The 19,621-nt window shown below is 39.1% G+C and carries 18 protein-coding genes; 5 read left to right on the top strand and 13 right to left on the bottom strand.

What is annotated here, in order from left to right:
- Positions 1 to 33: 33 nt before the first annotated feature.
- The 10 genes from B7E04_RS11920 to B7E04_RS11880 all read right to left on the bottom strand — a co-directional run bounded on the left by B7E04_RS11920 (position 34) and on the right by B7E04_RS11880 (position 14,026).
- Entirely contained in the window at positions 34 to 3,138 is a 3,105-nt protein-coding gene (locus tag B7E04_RS11920) for a lantibiotic dehydratase (protein WP_080778861.1), read from the bottom strand.
- A complete protein-coding gene (locus B7E04_RS11915; RefSeq protein ID WP_080778860.1) occupies positions 3,128 to 4,336 on the bottom strand; it encodes a lanthionine synthetase C family protein in 1,209 nt (402 codons plus the stop codon). The genes B7E04_RS11920 and B7E04_RS11915 overlap by 11 nt, the downstream gene beginning before the upstream one ends.
- Entirely contained in the window at positions 4,317 to 4,523 is a 207-nt protein-coding gene (locus tag B7E04_RS21955) for a hypothetical protein (RefSeq protein ID WP_165439437.1), read from the bottom strand. Before B7E04_RS21955 ends, B7E04_RS11915 begins: the two co-directional genes overlap by 20 nt.
- A 17-nt stretch (positions 4,524 to 4,540) precedes the next feature.
- Positions 4,541 to 6,247 carry a S41 family peptidase gene (locus tag B7E04_RS11910; protein ID WP_080778859.1) on the bottom strand — a complete coding sequence of 569 codons (1,707 nt, stop codon included), beginning with the start codon at positions 6,245 to 6,247 and terminating at the stop codon, positions 4,541 to 4,543.
- A 99-nt stretch (positions 6,248 to 6,346) separates the two neighbouring features.
- Positions 6,347 to 6,571 (bottom strand): hypothetical protein, encoded by a 225-nt coding sequence (locus tag B7E04_RS11905; protein WP_080778858.1) that lies wholly within the window; start codon positions 6,569 to 6,571, stop codon positions 6,347 to 6,349.
- A gap of 422 nt (positions 6,572 to 6,993) precedes the next feature.
- Complete coding sequence (locus tag B7E04_RS11900) at positions 6,994 to 10,479, bottom strand: glycosyltransferase family 117 protein (RefSeq protein WP_080778857.1); 3,486 nt, start codon at positions 10,477 to 10,479, stop codon at positions 6,994 to 6,996.
- Between the two features lie 135 nt (positions 10,480 to 10,614).
- On the bottom strand, positions 10,615 to 11,403 hold the full coding sequence (locus B7E04_RS11895) for an SDR family oxidoreductase (RefSeq protein ID WP_080778856.1): 789 nt from the start codon (positions 11,401 to 11,403) through the stop codon (positions 10,615 to 10,617).
- Positions 11,404 to 11,503: 100 nt separating this feature from the next.
- Positions 11,504 to 12,670: a cytochrome-c peroxidase gene (locus B7E04_RS11890; RefSeq protein ID WP_080778855.1), complete on the bottom strand. Its 1,167-nt coding sequence runs from the start codon at positions 12,668 to 12,670 to the stop codon at positions 11,504 to 11,506.
- A 297-nt stretch (positions 12,671 to 12,967) separates the two neighbouring features.
- Positions 12,968 to 13,366, bottom strand: coding sequence for a RidA family protein (locus B7E04_RS11885; RefSeq protein ID WP_080778854.1), 399 nt, complete (start codon positions 13,364 to 13,366; stop codon positions 12,968 to 12,970).
- A gap of 96 nt (positions 13,367 to 13,462) precedes the next feature.
- Entirely contained in the window at positions 13,463 to 14,026 is a 564-nt protein-coding gene (locus tag B7E04_RS11880; RefSeq protein ID WP_080778853.1) for a Crp/Fnr family transcriptional regulator, read from the bottom strand.
- A 128-nt stretch (positions 14,027 to 14,154) separates the two neighbouring features.
- Here B7E04_RS11880 and B7E04_RS11875 point away from each other — a divergent pair, with 128 nt between their 5' ends.
- The 3 genes from B7E04_RS11875 (at position 14,155) to B7E04_RS11865 (ending at position 15,849) form a co-directional block, all read left to right on the top strand.
- Complete coding sequence (locus B7E04_RS11875) at positions 14,155 to 14,748, top strand: Crp/Fnr family transcriptional regulator (protein WP_080778852.1); 594 nt, start codon at positions 14,155 to 14,157, stop codon at positions 14,746 to 14,748.
- A 67-nt stretch (positions 14,749 to 14,815) separates the two neighbouring features.
- On the top strand, positions 14,816 to 15,436 hold the full coding sequence (locus tag B7E04_RS11870) for a hypothetical protein (RefSeq protein ID WP_080778851.1): 621 nt from the start codon (positions 14,816 to 14,818) through the stop codon (positions 15,434 to 15,436).
- Between the two features lie 11 nt (positions 15,437 to 15,447).
- Positions 15,448 to 15,849, top strand: a complete 402-nt coding sequence (locus B7E04_RS11865) for a DoxX family protein (RefSeq protein WP_080778850.1) — start codon at positions 15,448 to 15,450, stop codon at positions 15,847 to 15,849.
- Between the two features lie 86 nt (positions 15,850 to 15,935).
- On the opposite strand, the gene B7E04_RS11860 is transcribed toward B7E04_RS11865, so the two are convergent.
- Together B7E04_RS11860 and mug are read right to left on the bottom strand one after the other, a co-directional pair.
- Positions 15,936 to 16,127 (bottom strand): hypothetical protein, encoded by a 192-nt coding sequence (locus B7E04_RS11860; protein ID WP_228439909.1) that lies wholly within the window; start codon positions 16,125 to 16,127, stop codon positions 15,936 to 15,938.
- Positions 16,128 to 16,299: 172 nt separating this feature from the next.
- Positions 16,300 to 16,782, bottom strand: coding sequence for a G/U mismatch-specific DNA glycosylase (mug, locus tag B7E04_RS11855; protein ID WP_080778848.1), 483 nt, complete (start codon positions 16,780 to 16,782; stop codon positions 16,300 to 16,302).
- Between the two features lie 164 nt (positions 16,783 to 16,946).
- On the opposite strand from mug, the gene B7E04_RS11850 reads away from it, so the two are divergent.
- Both B7E04_RS11850 and B7E04_RS11845 read left to right on the top strand, forming a co-directional pair.
- Positions 16,947 to 17,249 (top strand): hypothetical protein, encoded by a 303-nt coding sequence (locus B7E04_RS11850; protein ID WP_080778847.1) that lies wholly within the window; start codon positions 16,947 to 16,949, stop codon positions 17,247 to 17,249.
- Between the two features lie 146 nt (positions 17,250 to 17,395).
- Positions 17,396 to 19,159 carry a T9SS type A sorting domain-containing protein gene (locus B7E04_RS11845; RefSeq protein ID WP_080778846.1) on the top strand — a complete coding sequence of 588 codons (1,764 nt, stop codon included), beginning with the start codon at positions 17,396 to 17,398 and terminating at the stop codon, positions 19,157 to 19,159.
- 70 nt (positions 19,160 to 19,229) lie between these two features.
- Here B7E04_RS11845 and B7E04_RS11840 read toward each other — a convergent pair whose 3' ends face one another.
- Complete coding sequence (locus B7E04_RS11840; protein ID WP_080778845.1) at positions 19,230 to 19,595, bottom strand: response regulator; 366 nt, start codon at positions 19,593 to 19,595, stop codon at positions 19,230 to 19,232.
- Between the last annotated feature and the right edge of the window lie 26 nt (positions 19,596 to 19,621).

Here is a 19,621-nt window from a genome sequence, read left to right as displayed (position 1 = left end):
ATCCGGCGCGGCTTTTTTACTATTTTCAATGATTTATAATACAGATATTTCTTTTACCGTCTTATTCATCTGAGTTTTATAAAACTTCAGCATGAAATTATAAATGACCAGTTCCTGCTTTCTATGCTGGGAAACCAGTAATCTGTTAAAGAACATATGGATCAGGCTTCCTACATAGCCATCCCGCTCCCCTATTTCTTTTTCGTTCAGGAGATTCTCCAGGGAAAAAGAGTTCAGGAAAGAATCAAAGAGATTATACACATTTTCTAATTTACTGTTTTTCAATCCTATGGAGTCATGAATCATCTGTTCGCTGGTTTTATATTTAGCGGCCACTACTTTTGTGAGTGCTTTATTGGAATTAAACTCCTGATTAAACTGGCTGCTGAAGCGGGCAAACAATTCCATTTTGCCTTCCAGTGTATAGGCAAATTTATCCAGCAGTTTATCGATAAAAACAATTCCGGCAAGCCACCGTTCTTCAAATCCTGTTTCATCAAGCTCTCTGAGAAGAAGCATCATCATTGTGCTTTCTTTTCCGAAATAGGTTTCCGTAAACTCAATTCCGGCGTAATCGTACCTTTCAAGCTCTCTCTGATAGGTAGTGATCTCAAATGCTTTGATGATATCCTGTTCAACATATTTCCCTATAGCCTCCCTGATATGGAAAAACAAATCATTATAACTGTTAAAATCCGCCAGGAAATACCTGAGCCTGAGATGGTTTCCGTTTTCGTTGTAGCGGATAAAGAAAAAATTACGGATCAGATTTTTTTCAAATAATGTACCGTTCAGTTCAAAAAGCTCATTCCTGATGAGAGAATCCATCTGCTGTTCCCCGGTGTAAATATTCATATACAAACATTCGGAGAGAGGCGATAACTTTGAGCGGCTCTCTGAAAAATCTTTAAACTGAAAATTCTGAATTTCGTCCTGGATCACAACAGGGACAATCAGTTCAGAATAGTAAGGTTTCCGGCTCATATTCCGGACATTGGTCTTTTCTTTAACCAAATCCTCTACCAGCGTTATTTTAACTTTCTTCGAGATCATGGAAACCAGAAGGCGGACATAAACTTCGGAAGAGAGATCAAAAAGCAGTTTATTATCCCCTTCAACAAGGTAAACGCTGTCCGGAATTTTCCATTCTTCTTTAAACTTTTTAAATTCAGACCATAGATTTTCATCTTTTGCCTTTAAGAAGGTAAGATCGGTCTGGTTCAGGTTCCATGCTGCTTCTTTAACGATCACTTTTTCAATTTTCACACGGGGTGTAAATTTTGCAAATGAATCAATGAATCCCCATGAAAAGCTGATTGAGCAGTCCCACTGCACCTGGATCAGTGATAAAAACCTGTAAATATGCGACAGGTTCTGCAGCTGGAAATTATGGGAATTGCTTAGACGCGGAACAATGATTTTTCCGGTCTTTTTATTTCTTAATATCACTTCATCGCTGCGTACAGAAATGGTGATATCAGAAAGCTTAATCGTATTTTTTTTGGTATCTGACGGGGCAGGAATATTAATCAGAATTTCGTCTTTCAGATAGTTTTCCCTTACCACAAGATTTCCGTGTCTTAAGCTGGGTAAATCTACAATTTCGGCATATTCTACAGATTCATGGAGATTGGAATATTCAATTTCTACAATTTTTTCCGCAAGCTTCTGCAGTTTTTCCGAGCCGTGGGTAAACCGCCCCATATTGTTGACTGCGCTTGATCCGAATGCCCCATGCAGAGCTACTGTGGTATGATCCTTCTCATCATTGAACAGCGTCATATTACAGTTTAAAGTCTGGCTGAAAACCCTTGAAAAGGAAGGTTTGAATTTTAAGCATTCTTCCTTGGTCAGGACTACTTCTGTTTTTCCAAACTGCAGCGCGTTCTGATATTTACTGAACAGATACTCATCTACTTCGGTGAATTTATAATCTCTTCCGCTTCCGGTCTGGAAAAGAATCCCGTCCAGAAAAGGGGTTGATATACTGCTTACCCGGTCTGTAAAAATTCCCAGTTCGGGATCAATTACATGGAGAAACGGCAATTCAGATTCTCCATACTTGTTTTTAAATTCAGTAATAAAATCAGACAGCGTAGGATCTTTTTCCTTCCGTCTGGAGTTCAGATAAGAAAGGGAAAGAAGCGTATTTTTGACATTGTGAAAAACTTTGTTGCCAATTTCCGCTGTTCCATCTCTGAAACTGGTCACATCCACATTTTGCATTTCATTCAGAAGTAAATTTTCCAGTTTTTCTGATGATCCGGCCTCAGATTCTTTGATCACCGTTTTCAGATCATCCTGAAGCTTTGATATTTTTTCAATAATCTGGATAACAGTCATTTCTTCTCCTTTAACAGAAATAACCTCATCATTGTCTTTTATCCTTTTTAATTTTTCTATGAATGCTTCGACATAATTATTGGTAGCCGGTGACGGAAAAATATCCATCAGCAAAACATTGTTTTCAACCAGTTCATACAGATATTCTTCTACTTCTTCACTTTCATAGCCTTCCTGCTGAAGCTTTGCTGACAAGTCATCAAAATAAATTCCATCTTTGCTTTCTGTAAAAATATATTCCAGAACATCGTTCGTTTCAACGGACGACAACCTGTAATTCATTGAATAAGGTTTAATATACAGCTCATTATAGCGTATGTTACCGGCGACCTGAAAAGCCGTCTGGTTGGGATATAAAAAGCTGTATTTCCATAGATTTTTGCAACTGCTGATCTCTCTGCTTAATTCATAGATATAACTCAGGCTAATTCTCATGCGTATCTCACTATCCTGAAGCTCCACAGCGTATTTTTCGGAGCCTTCTTTAAGATCACAGACCCCATAGGTGGAAAACAGCCCGAACGGCGTAGATCTGGAGCAGTACCGTACATAATATTTGATATAGCTAAACAATAATTTTTCAGAAAGATTTCCGGTTTTTATAACTTCCGTAATTTCCTCGAATAAGTTTTTCGTAGCATATAAAAGAGCTAACCTGAAATGCCCTGTAAAAGTAGTTTTCAAAAATGCTAGTCCGTCTGTAGAGATATCTTTAATGTTACGGATAGGTTTAAGATCATCAATCGAACCAATGGGCGTCCTGAGGATCATTTTATCTATAAATTCAATGTTCATGGTCTAGTAAAAATAGTTTTTCTAAAGGGTTTTTATAGTGTTCATGGGTAAGGGCATAAAGCTGAAGCAAAAGCCCGGTACGGCCTTCCAGAATAGTATCCTGCTCTATCCAGCCTTCGCTGCCCAGCCAGGTTCTCATGCCGGTTTCCGGACGGTTACCAATTGTTAATGTATCCTGAGTCCAGAAATCAGTTGCTTTCTTGTAGGCCGGATTTCCTGTAACTCTGTACAGATAGTTATACATCATGATCAGGCCTGAACTTCCATGACATAAAAATACATCTACAACCCCTGTTTTCCCATATTCTCTTTCGGTGGTTTTCACCAGTATTTTTTCAGCTTCAGCAATGCTTTCTTCATTTCCCAGTGCTTTGCCGTAATGCATCATCGCGATGCCCACACTGAGATCTCCATAACACCACGCCAGGCGGCTGCTATCGGTCGCAATGCGTTCTCCGTTTCTTACGGTAATAAAATTCGGGAAGCTTGATCCGTCATAATCTCCCTGTACGGATCTGAGGAAGTTATAGGACTGATCCAGCATTTTTTTAATGGTTTCTCTTTCAATTCCTGCTGCATACACGTTACTGAGCAGGCTTATAATACTGGGAATTCCATGCGCGAAACCAAATGAGAAGCCTTCCACTTTACTGTACAGTCCTTTTGAGATCCAGGCTGTTTTATCATCATCCACCGGAACCGATAAAGATTTCAGGAGATGGACAACCGTGATGATCCTGTCTTTTATTTTCTGTTTAAAATTATCATTTTCACTGTAGGAATACAGCTCCAGGCACAGGAAAAGAACTCCCATAAAACCATGCAGATAATCAAAATTCTTTTTTCCTGCATAGTATTCCAGCAGATCATCAGCATACTCAGGGAATTCTCCGAATGATTCTTCTACAGGCTCTTCAAAATACTTGTTTTTGGTAAGGTAAAAGATCAGGTAATAGATGCCTACAGAGCCTGAGCACAGCGAGAACACCTTGTCTTCCTGAAGCCCGTTGAGCGATTGATCAAGATAATATTCAAATTTTTCAAATGCCTCACTGTCATTGAACAGATTATATTTTTCAAAATAATATAAAGCCAGTCCGGGATATCCGGTAAAAATTCCAAGATCTACAATATCTTCTTTGACCTCTTTTTCACAGGCTCCGATCAGGTTTTTAATTTCATCCAGCATTTCTTCCATCTTTCGTTTTTTTTCTGATCAGATAAAAAATATAGTAAAATACCAATAACACAATAAACAGAATCAGGGTTCCGAAAGCTACTTCCATCATGGATTCGGAGTTCCTGTATATTTCTAAAAGTGAAACGGTCTCATAGTCTAAATACATCAATAAGTTTACGGTGACGAAACTTATTAAAAGTAGCATAATAATGCGTTGGGTTTTCATAGTTTTTTGTTGATATAATTAATAGCCTCTTTCAGCTGAATATCCTCTCCTCTCATGACAGACGATATGTTTTCCTTTACCAGAATATCAGGTCTGATCCCGGTTCTCTGGGTCGCAGTATAATCCGGCAGCAAAACACCGATTCCGCTCATCCTGATCTTCATCTTTCCCGGCAGGGTAACAATCATCACATTTCCATTGGTTCCCGCAGTATAGTCCCCTAAAGTAACTGAATTTTTAATTGATTTCATAGCGAGAAGCATACTTTCGCCCTGGCTTTGGGTATATTCATTGGTTAAAAGAACAACAGGTCCTGTATAAGCATCTTTTTTAGGTTCAGGAATATGCATTTCATTTTCTATGGTCCTCATCATTCCCGGATAGGTAGCATCTCCCCTGTACAAGTTCATGGTCTGAAATGCTCTTGTATCGAAATACTTCAGAAAATCTACCGCAATTTCATTGGGATAGGCACGCAGGTCAAAAATTATTGCTTTGCTATTGCGGATTTTCTCATAGGAAACCCTGAAGTTGCCGGAGAAAATATCACTGATCTTTATGTATCCAATATTTTTTCCGATTAGTTTTGACACCGCCTTTCCGGCCTTGCTTTTATATTCTTTTTCTTCGACTTTTCTAGCTGTATTGATATCGGTTAAATGTTCCTGAATCTGAATAATCCTACCCTGTCTGGCCACCTCAAGCAATGCAGTTTTCTTTTTGGAAAGCAGCAGGAGCCTGTTCATATCCCGCATCAGAACGGTTTCATTGGATCCGGAATTTATTTTTTTTAAACTTTCCTGAATTGAATTAACAGGTTTTCCATCTATCTGCAAAACTTCATCGCCTTTCCGCAGACTGCTTTGAACAGAGTTTACAATAAAACCGGTTACAAAAGTTCTTCCGTCAACCGTTTTTAAAATTGCATTTCCTACATATTTACCGTCATACTCATCAGTATCTCCCATTTTAACGGCAACATGACTGTCTTTTAGTTTTGATCCGAAAATCCGGACAGCCGTATCGTATTCCTGCTGATTTTTTGCATTAACAAACAAAGGCAGCATTTCCAGGAAAACATCATTCCATGTGCTTGAAATATCATTGAAGTAAGGATAATAATACCGGACTATATTCCAAAGTTTACATAAGGAAAGAAAACGTTTTGCAGGGGTTGTTTTTGCTTCATCATACCATAAGGAATCATCCTCAAAGTTCAGCTCCCCGTTTTGTTCTGCTTTTACCTGTCTGTCATCAGAATTCCTGTAAGAATTTATAATATAGCTGATTAGTTTTTTTTTGTTCTCGGCAGTAATGATTTCCGAAGTTTCAAGCCAGCTTTTATCAGGCAGAAAACCTATATAGGAAGAAGCCAATTCTTTATCATCAGGATTTTTGCTAAGCTTTTCTGAAATTAAAGCATTAAGGTCTGCATTTCCTTTCGTAAGATTTTCATAATCTTTTACCAGAACTTCATCAAAAGATGGCGGGATATCATCTTCTGCAGCATGATATTTCAGGACACCCCATACTTTACACAATTCCAGAAGTGTCCTATCCCTTTCTGATACAGAATCTTTCAGGAGATTTCCGGTGGCATTGTAGAAAAGGACAACAGGCTCCTGCGGTGTATTTTTTTTACTGAAAAACCAGATCCCGATTACAACCGAAATCAGAATTCCCAAAAAAAATTTGATTTTCATAAAATGAACAGCTAAAAGTTTCCGATGGTATAGCCATATAAAAATACAGATGATTTGTTACTTAAAACAAATCATCTGCAGCAAATAGTTAGCTATTTTTTACCACTTGGTACTGTGGAAGAAACCACACCAAGTACAAGCTTTTTTGAAAGTTGTAGATCCTCCGTCAAAACACTTGTCGTTAAATGTAGGAGTATCAAAATCTTTAGAAACACCTACTTCCTGTTCCATGCCTGCTGCACCTCCTTTGATAGAGCTCTGCTCTACTTTCGTTAACTCGTTGATAACTTTCTTATCAAACTTAAGTTTCGTTAATTTTTTCATGGTTGTTAATTATTTTAATTGCAAGACAAAAATAAAAAAATATTTTACATATAAAACAAAAAAATCACAAAAATGGGAAGATTTTCATTTATCCCAAACCAATTAAAGTATCTGATACAGGCAGATTTATGAAACCCTAAGCCTCGCAAATCCCTTCAATTAAGCCACAGACCGGGGAGTAACCATTATTTCAAAAGAAAATTTACCCGATCAGGATAACAAAAACAATACAAAAATTTCGCTTAATAAAACATCGTAAAACCATCTAAACATGTGAAATAATCTTCATTTTTAGGTCAATTTCCGCATAATTAAAGCTAATTATTACTCCAAAATCTTTACTCTGGCATTCAAAAAACTTACAATTACCGGATTTTTAACGATCATCAGAACCCACAGGGAAAATCGGAACCGCAAAAAAACTACTGAGTCACTTTCATCATCGCCCTGGTGATCTGATCTTCTTTCTTTTTAGCATAAGTAGAATCAAAAGGCTGCATCACATCAAATAAATACTGGTAGAATGGCGTGATCATCTGTACATTTTCAGATTCGTCCCTTGCTTTTACCGCACCCATCTGCTGAAGCTCTTTAATGAAGATATTGAATTTTTTATCGATCGGTTCAATGGATTTCACCAGATAGCTGTAGGCTTTTCCATTTTGACCAAGCTTTTTATAAGCATCTGTAACGGCGGAAACTACGAAGGAATATTCCATCGGTTTCATCCTCATCTGCCTCACCGACTGTTGCTGGAAGCCGGGAGATAAGCTCAGATAATAATCGTACTCGTTAAAAATTTCTTTTTTCAGCATTTCTGCGAGCTGAAGACCTTTTTGCTCCTGACCCGCCATAATGTATCCTGTAACCATAGCACTTAAGGAGCGCGGGTCATTGTATTTCTGAGCCGGAATTTCTTTTGAGGCAAGATCCAGGATCTCCAATGCTTTCTCTTTCTGTCCGTTCATAACCAGTGCTGAAGCTGCCCTCCCAACAGTCATTCTGTAGCTCATGATATTTGAAGTAGCTGCTTCATCATAATGAATACTCAGATCTTTGAAATTTCCCCATCTGAAGTTTTTCACTATATGGTATAAAGAATTGGAATCTACTCTACCCATATCACCATCTAAGCCTTGTTTGGTATGGATAGGAACCAGCTTGTAACTGAACCCTTCAAATTGCAGATATTCATCCAGATAGAAAATATTTTCGCTGTCGTAAACTCCGCCTGATGAGAAGTTGACAGGACGTTTCCAGTCGAAATTGGCAAGCATATCCAGCATCATCAGGTTATTTTTATACAAGGAATTTCCTTTGTAGGTGATCATAATTTGGTTCACTACATTCGGAAGGTCTGCCCGGGTAATGATTCCTGCTTTTAGTGCATTTTCTTTATTCACCGGAAGAATGAATTTGTTCACGGGCAGAATATTGTATTCTTCATATTTTTCTTCTCCGAAATACATTTTTAACAGCTCATCTTTTTCTGGAGATTTAAATTTAAGGAAATTAATGGCTTCCTTCAATGTCAGGGAATCCTGCGTAAGATATTTTCTGAACTCCCTGAATTCCGTATCAGGAACACCCTGTTCTTTCAGTTTAGAAAAAATATTTTCCCAGTCTTCTTTGGTCATGATATACACAACATCATTTACTCCGTCCCTATAATCTTCATGAGTGAGCTGGGTAGGAATACCGGTTGCGTTGTAGGTTTTCCGCCTGACCTGATCAATATACCACGGAGTAGCCAAAAGGGTAAAATTGACGGTTTTTACATCATCCCTGAATCTTTCCGTCTCCTGGATGGCCCAAACCGGAAATGTATCGTTATCTCCATAGATAAAAATAATATCATCTTTTGGTAAGGATTTAAGGAATGAAAAGGCGTAATCCCGCGCCGCAGACTTTTTGCTGCGGTCATGAGGTACATAATTCTGGAAACCCATCATAAAAGGTACTCCCAACAAAATAACGCCTAAAGCGATGTTCGCTCCGTTGGATTTAACTTTAGACTGAATAAACCATAAAATAGCGCCGGCTCCAAGTCCGATCCAGATGGCAAAAGCATAGAACGAACCTACCATCGCATAATCTCTTTCCCTCACTTCAAACGGCTTGACACCGGTATAGAAAATAATCCCTACACTGGCTAAAACAAATAGAGAAAGTAAAGCATAGAATCTTCCAAAATCTCTGTTTAACTGGAAAAAAAAACCAATAAGTCCTAAAATTAATGGTAAAAAGAAGAATTTCACCGTGCTTTCATTCTGGAATTTTGCAGGAATCTTATCCTGGTTTCCAAGCAATGCGTTATCTATAAAAGAAATCCCGGAGATCCAGTTTCCTCTTGTATTTTCCATTTTTCCTTCAAGATCATTCTGTCTTCCCACGAAATTCCACATCAGGTATCTTACAAAATAATACCCGTTCTGGAACGTGATGAAATAATCCATATTCTGGGCCAATGAAGGCTTCTGAACATTGATCAGGTTGTAAGGCTTCACCTTTAAATAATCTGCTGCTGTAATGGATTTATCTTCATATTTTGTTCTCAGTTCATCAAAAATCTGCTTCGCCTGCGGATTATCTGCCACATCTTCATTGTCATAATTGAAGGTAAAATCGGGGGCTCCGTACATGGAAATATAGTTCGCCATCACATCTTTATCCTGATTAAACATCCTCGGCATTAAGCTGATCTGGGATTTACTGAAGACATAATTGAAACGGTCACCGGTTTTTCGGTAGGTTCCGGTTTTTTCATCTTTTTCGTAGGTCTCGCCTGTTTTCTGGGTTTTGAGACTTCCATCTTCATTTTTTTCAATTCCGTTCGCATCAAGGAAAGCGGTATAGTTTTGTCCGTATATCGTAGGCCAATCACCATATTGCTCCCTGTTATAGTAATCCAGCATTCCGATGGCGGTATCCGGATCGTTAAGGTTCATCGGAGGATTCGCGTTGGCTCTCACAGGAATTACCATCCAGCATGAAAAACCAATCACCATATACACCACTGACAAAGCAACCGTCTGAAAAACAGATTTTTTAGTTTTTCCGGCATATTTAATCATCACATAAGAAATTACGACCATGAGAATAAAGGCTGCAATGGTTCCTGAGTGGAAAGGAAGTCCAAGACCGTTCACAAAGAATATTTCCAGTCTTCCGAACATCGTCATAATCAATGGGAAGATAATTTTGAACACCATGATAAGAATGCCCAGGGTAATGGCATTCGCCCAGATAAAGTTTTTCCAGGTGAATTTATAGTTTCTTGCGTAATATACCAGACATACCGCCGGAACGGCAAGCATACACATCATGTGCACTCCCACTGAAAGTCCTAATACAAAGAAAATAAGGATAATCCATCTTTCACTGTCCTTTGCCAGGTATTCGTTTTCCCATTTGGTGATTAGCCAGACTAATAAAGCAATGAACATTGAAGCCATGGAATACACCTCTCCTTCCACTGCTGAAAACCAGAACGTATCCGAGAAGGTAAAACATAATGCGCCCACCGCTCCAGCGAAAAGAATTGAAATTTCCTTGTGTTTCGTGATTTCGTCAAAATCCTTGTTTAAAAGTCTTCTTACAAAATGAGTGATCGTCCAGAACAGGAATAAAATGGTAAATGCACTGAAAACTGAAGACATTGCATTAATCACAATAGCATAATTTTCTGCATTTCCTAAAGCAAAGATGGCTGCCACAGCACCCACGATCTGAAATAAGGCCGCTCCGGGAGCATGCGTTACCTCCAGTTTTACGGCAGAGGAAATGTACTCGCCACAATCCCAGAAACTGAGATAATGTTCCATGGTGGAACCGTAGGTTATCAATGCAATTGTGAACATTATCCATCCTAAAACGGTATTCCACTTTTTAAAAGACCAGTTTTTCATATACTATGTAATTTCAATACATAGTAAGACAACCCGCCATGGGGAATTATTACATGAAATTTTCTATTCGCAGAGATTTATGCAAATTTATAAGCGCAAGCATCTGCAGAATCTGCATAATCTGCGAGAGATAATTTAATAAGTATTATTCAATCCCCCATCCAAAGGAATACTTGTTCCGGTAAGATAAGATGAATATTCCGAAGCCAGGAAAGCAGCCAGATGACCATATTCTTCAGTTCTTCCCAATCTCTTCATTGGAATTTTATTTTCTCTTCCCTTTCGGATTTCTTCTTTGGATTTCCCTGTCTGTTGAGATTCGTGGCGGATCAGGTTCTGAATCCTTTCCGTATCGAAATATCCAGTTAAGATATTATTGATCGTCACCTGATGTTTTGCTACTTCAATCGATAAGGTCTTTGCCCATGCAATCACGGCTGAACGGATGGAATTGGAAAGCGACAGGTTACCAATCGGTTCTTTCACAGACAATGAAGAAACATTGATGATCCGGCCGTATTTCTGTCGGATCATGTGAGGTAAGGCCAGAAGTGTAGTCTCGCAGACGGTTTTAAAAAGGAGATCAAATGCTTTCTGATAATCATTCACCTCTTTCTCCAGTGCTAATCCCGGCTCCGGTCCATTGGTATTATTGACCAGAATATCTATGGAATGATGGGTAAAGTAATGGGAGATCATCTTTTTATAAGCTTCAAAATCAGAAAAATCCGCCACCAGATACTGATGTTTCTGATCCGGGCTGATGACGGGCAGGGAAGCCATCATATGTTTAAGTTTCTCTTCATTTCTGGCCATTAGGGTAACATTGGCTCCGCATTTCGCCAGTTCCAGAGCTATTCCAGCACCTATTCCCTGGGTAGCTGCACCTACCAAAGCGTTTTTCGAAAAAAGCTGAATATTCATAAGTTGATCATTATTGGTGATTGTTGACAGATAAATGTAGCGAAAAAGCTTTACATTCAAAACAGATTTGTCATTAATAATCAGGGATAAGACAACAAATTTATTGTGGCAGCGCCGGAGGAGGTACTCTTTCCGGTTTGGAGGATAAAGTTCTCAGAAATGCTTCCAGCTGAGAAATTTCTTCATCTGTAAGATCCAGGAGCCTTACGAATCCGGATTTTTCAGAAGTCAGTGTCATTCCGTTATGAACAGTTGATCTTTTCTGCGAATGTTCCGGATTTCCCCTGCTATAAAATTGAATCACTTCTGCAAGGGTGGTCATAGAACCGTTGTGCATCCACGGCCCTGTCCTTGAGACTTCCCGAAGGCCCGGCACCCTGAAGCTTCCGGCATCTTCAGCTTTTCCGCTAACCAGATAACGGCCGAGATCTTCTTCTTTGGAGCCTAATAATGAAGTTCCTATATTTTCAAAACGATTATTGGAGAAGTATCCGGAGCTGTGGCAGTTCATGCATTGTGCTTTGGTCCGGAAAAGATGCAGCCCCATCAATTCATCATCGGTATAGGCATCTGTTTTTCCGTCAATAAACTGATCAAATTTAGTCGTTCCGCTTTTTATGGTTCTTTCAAAGGCAGCTATCGCTTTGGAAATCCTATCTTTTGAAACTTTTTTATCTCCAAACGCTTTTTCAAACAATATTTCATAGCCTTTGATCTTTGCGATTTTCCCGGCGGCGAGGTCAATATGCCCATTCATTTCCCTTACATCGCGGATCGGCATTTCCGACTGGTCTTCAAGAGATGCGGCTCGACCATCCCAAAATAAAGACCGTGCATAGGCTACATTCAGGATGCTCATGGCATTTCTGGTCCCCAGCTGCCTGTCGTGACCAAAGGAGAAAGTACGGTTATCACACCAGCCCAACTCCGGGTCGTGGCACGAAGCACAGGCAATCTGGTTGGACTGGGAAAGCCTGGGATCAAAAAAGAGTATTTTCCCCAACGCTGCTTTATCTTCAGAATAAGGATTGTCTGCGGGATACTGAATGTCCGGAAGATGCCCTATTTCGGAAAAATAAGGTCTGGCTTCAGGATCCAGAACCGGTTTTGGCCATTGTGAAGAATCTCCGGAAGAATATAATTTCCTCAGTTCGGCAAGGAACGAAGCTTTCTCGCGGGTTACCTTCTGAACACTGTTGCTGAAACAATTGTTCAGAAGGGAAACCGTAAGAAATGTAATCAATATCCAGCTTAGGACATTCTTCATGAGTTATGGAGTTTCCGCAAAAATAAGGAAACAGGATGAGATGCCGGGTAACAGACATGAGATTTTAGGTTAAGGCTAAGATTGAGGGTGAGATTAGAAGATGTTAATGATGAATTTTCAATTATAAGAATCAGGAGCCAAAAGCCAAGATGCAGGATATTATCTCCCGGTTGCTAACTTCTCAGCTAAATTATCAGGAACCGGCAAATAGCAGTGAGCCAGCAACCGAAAACCAGCAACTATAAACTATCTCACTATCTCACTCCTAAACTATCAACCCCTTAAGCCAAATTCAGATTATTTCACAACCGTGGCTTCCAGCTCTACTTTTAAAGTTTCGAATAAACCGGTTACTTCCAGCATGGTTACTGCCTGCTCAATTTTATGCTTGGCAATCCATTCCTGAAGGATTGGAAAATGAGGCCAGAGTTCTTTCGTAGAAGTGGTATAAATATTTAATCTGACGATCCCGCTGCACTCATAACCTGCCGTGCTGATGACTTCTTCCAGATTGGCTATAGCCTGTTCCAGCTGGGATTTCATGTCCTTATCACTTGATGTTCCGTCCGGATCAATAGCGGCCTGACCGGAGACGTACAGAGTTGCAAATACGTTCTTCACTTCCACAGCCTGCGAATAACTTCTTTCTTCCTGCCATTTCCATGGATTTACTGTTCTTTTTTCTAATGTACTCATTGAATTTTGTTTTAAATGTATGGTACAAAATTCGCTCATCAATGTAAGAAATCCGTGTGACAGGGGTCACGATTATGAAGTGATGGAAATCACTGTTTAAGAAGATAAGCGGCTTAATGTTTCTCTGGAAACCCCAAGATAGGCTGCAAGAAGAGATTTGGGAACACGCTGGACCAGCGAGGGATATTTTTCAACCAGCTGTTCGTACCGTTCTTTGATCCCAACGGTCATGGAAGAGATAATCCGCTGCTGGGCGGAAATAAATCCCATATAGGCTTTTTCAAGAAAGAAATGTTCCAGTTTTGGAAATGCTTCACACAGTTTTCTGTAATCTTCAAGGCGGAGACACAGCACTTCTGTATCTTCCACACATTCCAGGGACATGGAGGCTTTGGTCTCCAGATAATATGCCTGAAAATCAGTTTCCCACCAGTCTTCCATTGCAAATCCCACAATATGCTCTTTTGCCGTATCATCGGTATAGACCAGTTTTAACAGGCCCTTGATCACAAAATAATTATAGTGGACCCATTCCCCTTCCTGAATCAGGAACTGATGTTTTTTATATTTTTTCCAGGTGAAAAAGGATGAAATATGTTCAAATTCCTCATCATTCAACGGGACAATTTTCTCAATATGGGTTCTTAGCTTCGTAAACATGCTGTATTTCTGAAGTATAAAAATACTATATTTTACTTTCTTAACCATTATTCCTATAACAGCGTTTTTCTGTAGCTGTTCAGTCCGTATCTCCAGGTTTCCTTATCTTTGCAGACCTTTATTTTATTATGGATCCAGTATTTTCACAGTTGATAAACCATTTCAGAGAAATCATTGCGTTGAGTGATGCAGATATTGAAATCATTGTTCCTGCATTAGAAGTCATACCGCTGAAGAAAAAAGACTTTCTGCTGAGCGAGGGACAGGTTTCAAAACATATGCGTTTCATCGCGAAAGGCAGCCTTTACGCTTATTCTCTTGATGAAAAAGGAAAGGAAAACACAACTCAACTCGGCATTGAAAACTGGTGGGTGAATGATCTGTACAGCTATCTGAGCGGGCAGCCGTCACGGATGTTTATTCAGGCCAATGAAGAAACTACGGTGATCCAGATCAGCAAAGAAAACCTGGAGCTGCTTTACAAAGAAGTTCCCGCTATTTCTGATTTCTGGCGACTTAAAATGCAGCATGCGTACGTTACCCTGCAGGAAAGAACTTTTGAGCACTCAAGGGTTGATGCCTATACCAAATACAGGAATTTCATTTCAGCTTACCGGAATATCGAGCAACGCTTTCCTCAGTTTATGATTGCTTCCTACCTGGGAATTACCGTTGAATACCTGAGTTATTTAAGAAAAAAACACCTCTCCGACGTTTCTTAAGATTTCTTAAGTTGATTCCGTTCTGACCTGAATAATTTTGCTCACAGAAATTCAAACGAGTAGAATTATGAAGGCAAAACATGCAGCGGCACTGGCTTTTTTAACAGCACTTTCCACACTGGAAGCCCAGAAGGTTTCCTACACTCCCGATGTTGTTCTGGGACACCGTTCCTATACGTATATGCACAACATCAACTATCAGCTTAATGAGCGGCTGAAGATCAATAACCTTACTTTATTTGATACGGAATACACCCGGGACAAGGACAATATTTTCTTTATCAGGAATACCCTGTCCTATAGTTTTTCGAAAAAATTCAATGTGAATGGTGCTTTCGGAATGAAAAACCCGGGTGCATTTTTCAGTCTGTATGCGCAATACCGCATGACCGGGACTTCGTATTCGCTTTCCTACTCTATCGGAACTACTTACCAGAAGGGATTTTCCCTGGAACAATCGATCTCATTTGAATATACCCCTCTGCTGAAAGAAAATCTTCAGGGATATTTCAGTGTGCTGGCGATCGGAAATATAGATAACAGCGGCTATCCGAGAGGTCTGCAATTCATCAGATTAGGAGTAAAACAAGACAAAATGATGTATGGTATTGCTTCCAATTTCGACCAGTTCAACAATGCAGAAAAGACCCTTGAAAATATCGGGGCATTCGTGAAATATAACTTTTAAATAATAAAACAATGAACAAGAACAATGACTTAGGAATTTTTATCACCAGAATAGCTATAGGATTTCCCATGCTGGTGTATGGCATCAGCAAAATCATCCACGGCATCGGGTTTATCGAACAGATGATGGCACAGCAGGGACTTCCGCCCTTCCTTGCCTATGGTGTATTTATAGGTGAAATTATTGCTCCTGTGATGATCATTCTGGGATTCAGGATCAGATTGGCAGGGCTGGCCTTTGCAGCTAACTGTTTTACGGCTATTATCCTTGCGCAAACTGGAAATATATTCAAGCTTAATGAATTTGGCGGCTGGGCTTTGGAACTCCTGGTGATCTATATGCTATGTGGTTTAAGTTTCTTTTTTACAGGATCCGGAAAATACGCCGTTTCTACCAAAACCAGGTGGGATTAGGATGGAATAAAATCTAAAAGTCTTCAAATATTCAATTTGAAGACTTTTATCCTACATGTTTGTCTGCAGGTCAGAACAAATTTATATTACAATCTGGACCTGTCGATCTTTCCGTACGTCTTTTTTGTCTGAACCTTTACGCAAATGTTATTTTCGAACGTAATAACAAGATATGTCTTCCTTCCAAAAAATCCGATTTTGTATAAGTAGATCCAGATATTATCCGGGTAAAAATTGAACTCATCTCCCATTTTGAGCAGCAGTTCTTTCTTTGTCATGCCCGGGAAATTAAAATCATTATTTTCCATTGTGTTTTTTCCCGGTAAATTTGTGTATTCTGTTCTTTTCTTCCAAAAAATTACCTATTACCTGGCTATTACATCAATAAAAAACAATCAGTGCTGTTTCAGAATGAGACTATATTTTCTCCTGTTATTTATGAATCTCAGTTTAAAATACTTTATAGGATTCCACCAACGCATCTAATGTGAAACCACGGTTTAAACCGCTGGTATTGGGCAATACCCACACTGCAGAACCGCAAAAATCCTCAGGCTGTTTTCCCCACGAGATCTGTTTTTTCCCGGAAAAGGCCTGATAAGCAGCCTTGCCGAGAAATACAATATACCGGGGCTGGAATTCCGTAATTTTTATTTTAAAAAGCTCCAGGGCATCATCGAACTCATCCTTTGAGAGCTCATCGGCACGCGAGGTGGGTCTCGCGACTGCGGTGGTGAGGCCATATCCGAAATTCAAAAGAGTCCTGTCGTCCACAGCTGCTATCTGATAAGGGGTAAAACCGGCCTGGTGCAGGACTTTCCAAAAGCGGTTGCTGCGTCCTGAAAAATGATGTCCGTCTTCAGCAGATTTTAATCCGGGATTGATTCCGCAGAAAATTACGGTGAGGTGTTTAGCAATAATATCTGTTAACATAAGAAGATTGAATGCAGGCCAAAGCCTGTGATTTTAATAAACAACAAGGTAATATTTATTTTGAAACGAATCGCAGCTTTTTTCTTACTGATTATCAATTAAAAAAAACAAATAAAACAGAAAGTATGGCATGAATATTATTGTATATCATAAAAATACACCAGATGGAAAATATGTTACAAAATATGGACCTGATCCACCGGTACCTGTCCGCAGGTATAACCAACCAGTTTGGTTTCAGTATGGATCTGGAAGGTGAATATACTTTTGCACAAAATATTGTGTCTAAAAAGACCATTATTGCCCCTACTTTCAGCTATAAAATTTTATCTCATCCGCAGCTTAAATTGTTTTTATCTGCCATGATGACTGAAATCAACACTGGGAAATATACTGCGGAAAATCTTCAGGAAAGAATAGAGCATTATGAAGAATTAAGTCAGCCGACTATCAGAAGAATAATTTAAACGTGAAATTATTATCATTATTACAGTGATTTCCTTCAAACATATTCCAAAACTAAACACTTACTCGTAAAACATTAACATTTACTAGTTGAGTATTTTTTTTCTGATTACAAATTTTTAGATTTGTCCTCAAGAAAACACAAAAAATGAAAACACCATTATTTTTCGTCTTCCTGGCTGTATCGCTGGGAATGAATGCTCAGGTTGCCCCTATTACGGATACAAACTTTAAAGCAAAACTTCTTTCTTCCTCTTCCGGAAATACCATAGCAAAAGATTTCAACGGTAATTTTTTTGCCGTCGACACCAATGGAGACGGGGAAATCCAGGTTTCAGAAGCGGAAGCCGTAAAAGAACTCAATGTTTCTAATGCGAATATCGCTTCCCTGACGGGTATTACAAGTTTTTCGTATCTGCAGAAATTAGACTGCAGCCATAACAATCTGTCAGATTTGGACATAAGCAGTTTTTCGGATCTGGATCTGGACTGTTCTTACAATAATCTTACTAATGTGGCACTGCCTATTGGAGACGGAGAGTTTTATAATACGTATACATTTTATAACTATAATCTAAGCCATAACCTGCTTACAGGTTTAGATGTCAAAAATAAATATATTTCAAATTTAGACTGCAGCTATAACCAGCTTTCTTCATTAGATTTTCAGGACAGGCTTAATCATCATCTGCTTTCTCTGCAGGTGGATAACAACCTATCTCTTACCTCCATCTGTAAGAATGAAAATGATGTCCTGCCTTCAACAGGACCTGTGGTTCAAGCCATGTGTAACGGAGCATTATCGGGATTTGACAGCAGTTTTAAAAATATGTTGATTTATCCTTTCACCGATTCGGTTTCCAATACCTGGACCCTGAAAAATGTGAACGGCAGTGTTTCGACAAGTATTGACACCAATCAGGATGGAGAAATAAGCCAGGCAGAAGCCAACGAAATAGGAGATATTTATATTCACCAGGGAGGAATACTTACTGATGCTAATCAAACATTCAATACGACTGCAGGCATCAATAAACTGACGAATTTGAAAACTTTTAACGGAGATTATTCCGGTATTGTTACTTCTCATTTTGGTACTTTAGGAAGAGTAAATATTGACGGGCTCATTCATCTGGAATCTGTAAACCTTTATGGTTTTCATGTTAAATCTATTGATATTAAAAACTGTCCTCTGCTTACGATTGTAGATTCCGGAAAATATCATGACTACAGAGCAGAAATCAATACCGAATATTACAAACTCTCCAACTGTCCGGTGCTGGATAAAGTACAGTGTATTGCCAGCAATTTATCTGAACTGAGTTTTCAGAACTGCCCTCTTGTGAAAAATATCACCTGTGTAGGCAACCATCTTTTTTCTCTGGACGTTTCCCAATTAAACAATTTGGAAACCTTAAATCTGGATAATACGTATTTCTCTAATTATTTAAGCGAGCAGATCTATTTTCCGAGTATATTAAATAAGCTGTACCTGAAAAACGGGCAGCAGGAAACCGCTTCATTTGCCAGTCATCCGGATCTTCAGTATATCTGCTGTGATACCAGTCAGGTCTCTGCTATACAGTCGCTTGTCAGCCAATATGGATATACAAATTGTACCGTTACTGATACCTGTAATACTGCTGTTCTGGCCAATGTTGAAAATGCAACTGCATCAGCTCCGGAATCCGTTTCAGTGTATCCCAATCCAACCAAAGGAGATATCCGGATAGATTCTGAATTTAAAATGAATTCAGTTGAAATATATGACACTCAAGGAAGATTGATCCGGAAAGAAAACCATAATTCCGGGCATATTAAGATTGATATTCATTCTGAAGCCTCAGGTGTTTATTATCTGAAAATCAATACAGAAAAAGGAGTGCTTACCAGGAAAGTGATCAAAAACTAAATGACTATCAAACAAAAAATCCTTACCAAGCGTAAGGATTTTTTTAGAATATATTGCGATTGAACCCGGGTTAATCTTTAAGATACTTAGCTACTTTATCTTCAAGATCATCCAGATTGAATGGTTTTGCGACAAAATCATCAGCCTGAGCTTCTTCTGCCAGCCGCACAATATCGTTGTTAGCCGTTACATAAATTACAGGGATGGACTTGAATTCTTCATGACTTTTTAAGAGTTTGGTGGCCTCTACCCCGCCAATCTTTGGAATCCAGTTGTCCATCAGGATAACATCGGGCTGGAAGCTTGCTACTTTCTCCAGTATGTCATGAGACGTTTCCGAAATTTCGACCTGATAACCATTCTCTTCGAAAATGATGGTAATTACCTCTAAAATAGTTGTATCATCATCAAAAATCAAAATTTTCTTTGCACTCATAGTAGTTCTAATTAATTAAATCTTAG

The organism is Chryseobacterium phocaeense, assembly GCF_900169075.1.
GTDB classification, from domain to species: domain Bacteria; phylum Bacteroidota; class Bacteroidia; order Flavobacteriales; family Weeksellaceae; genus Chryseobacterium; species Chryseobacterium phocaeense.
Note: the sequence above shows the minus strand (reverse complement) of the source record. Positions and strands in the feature narration are given on the sequence as shown.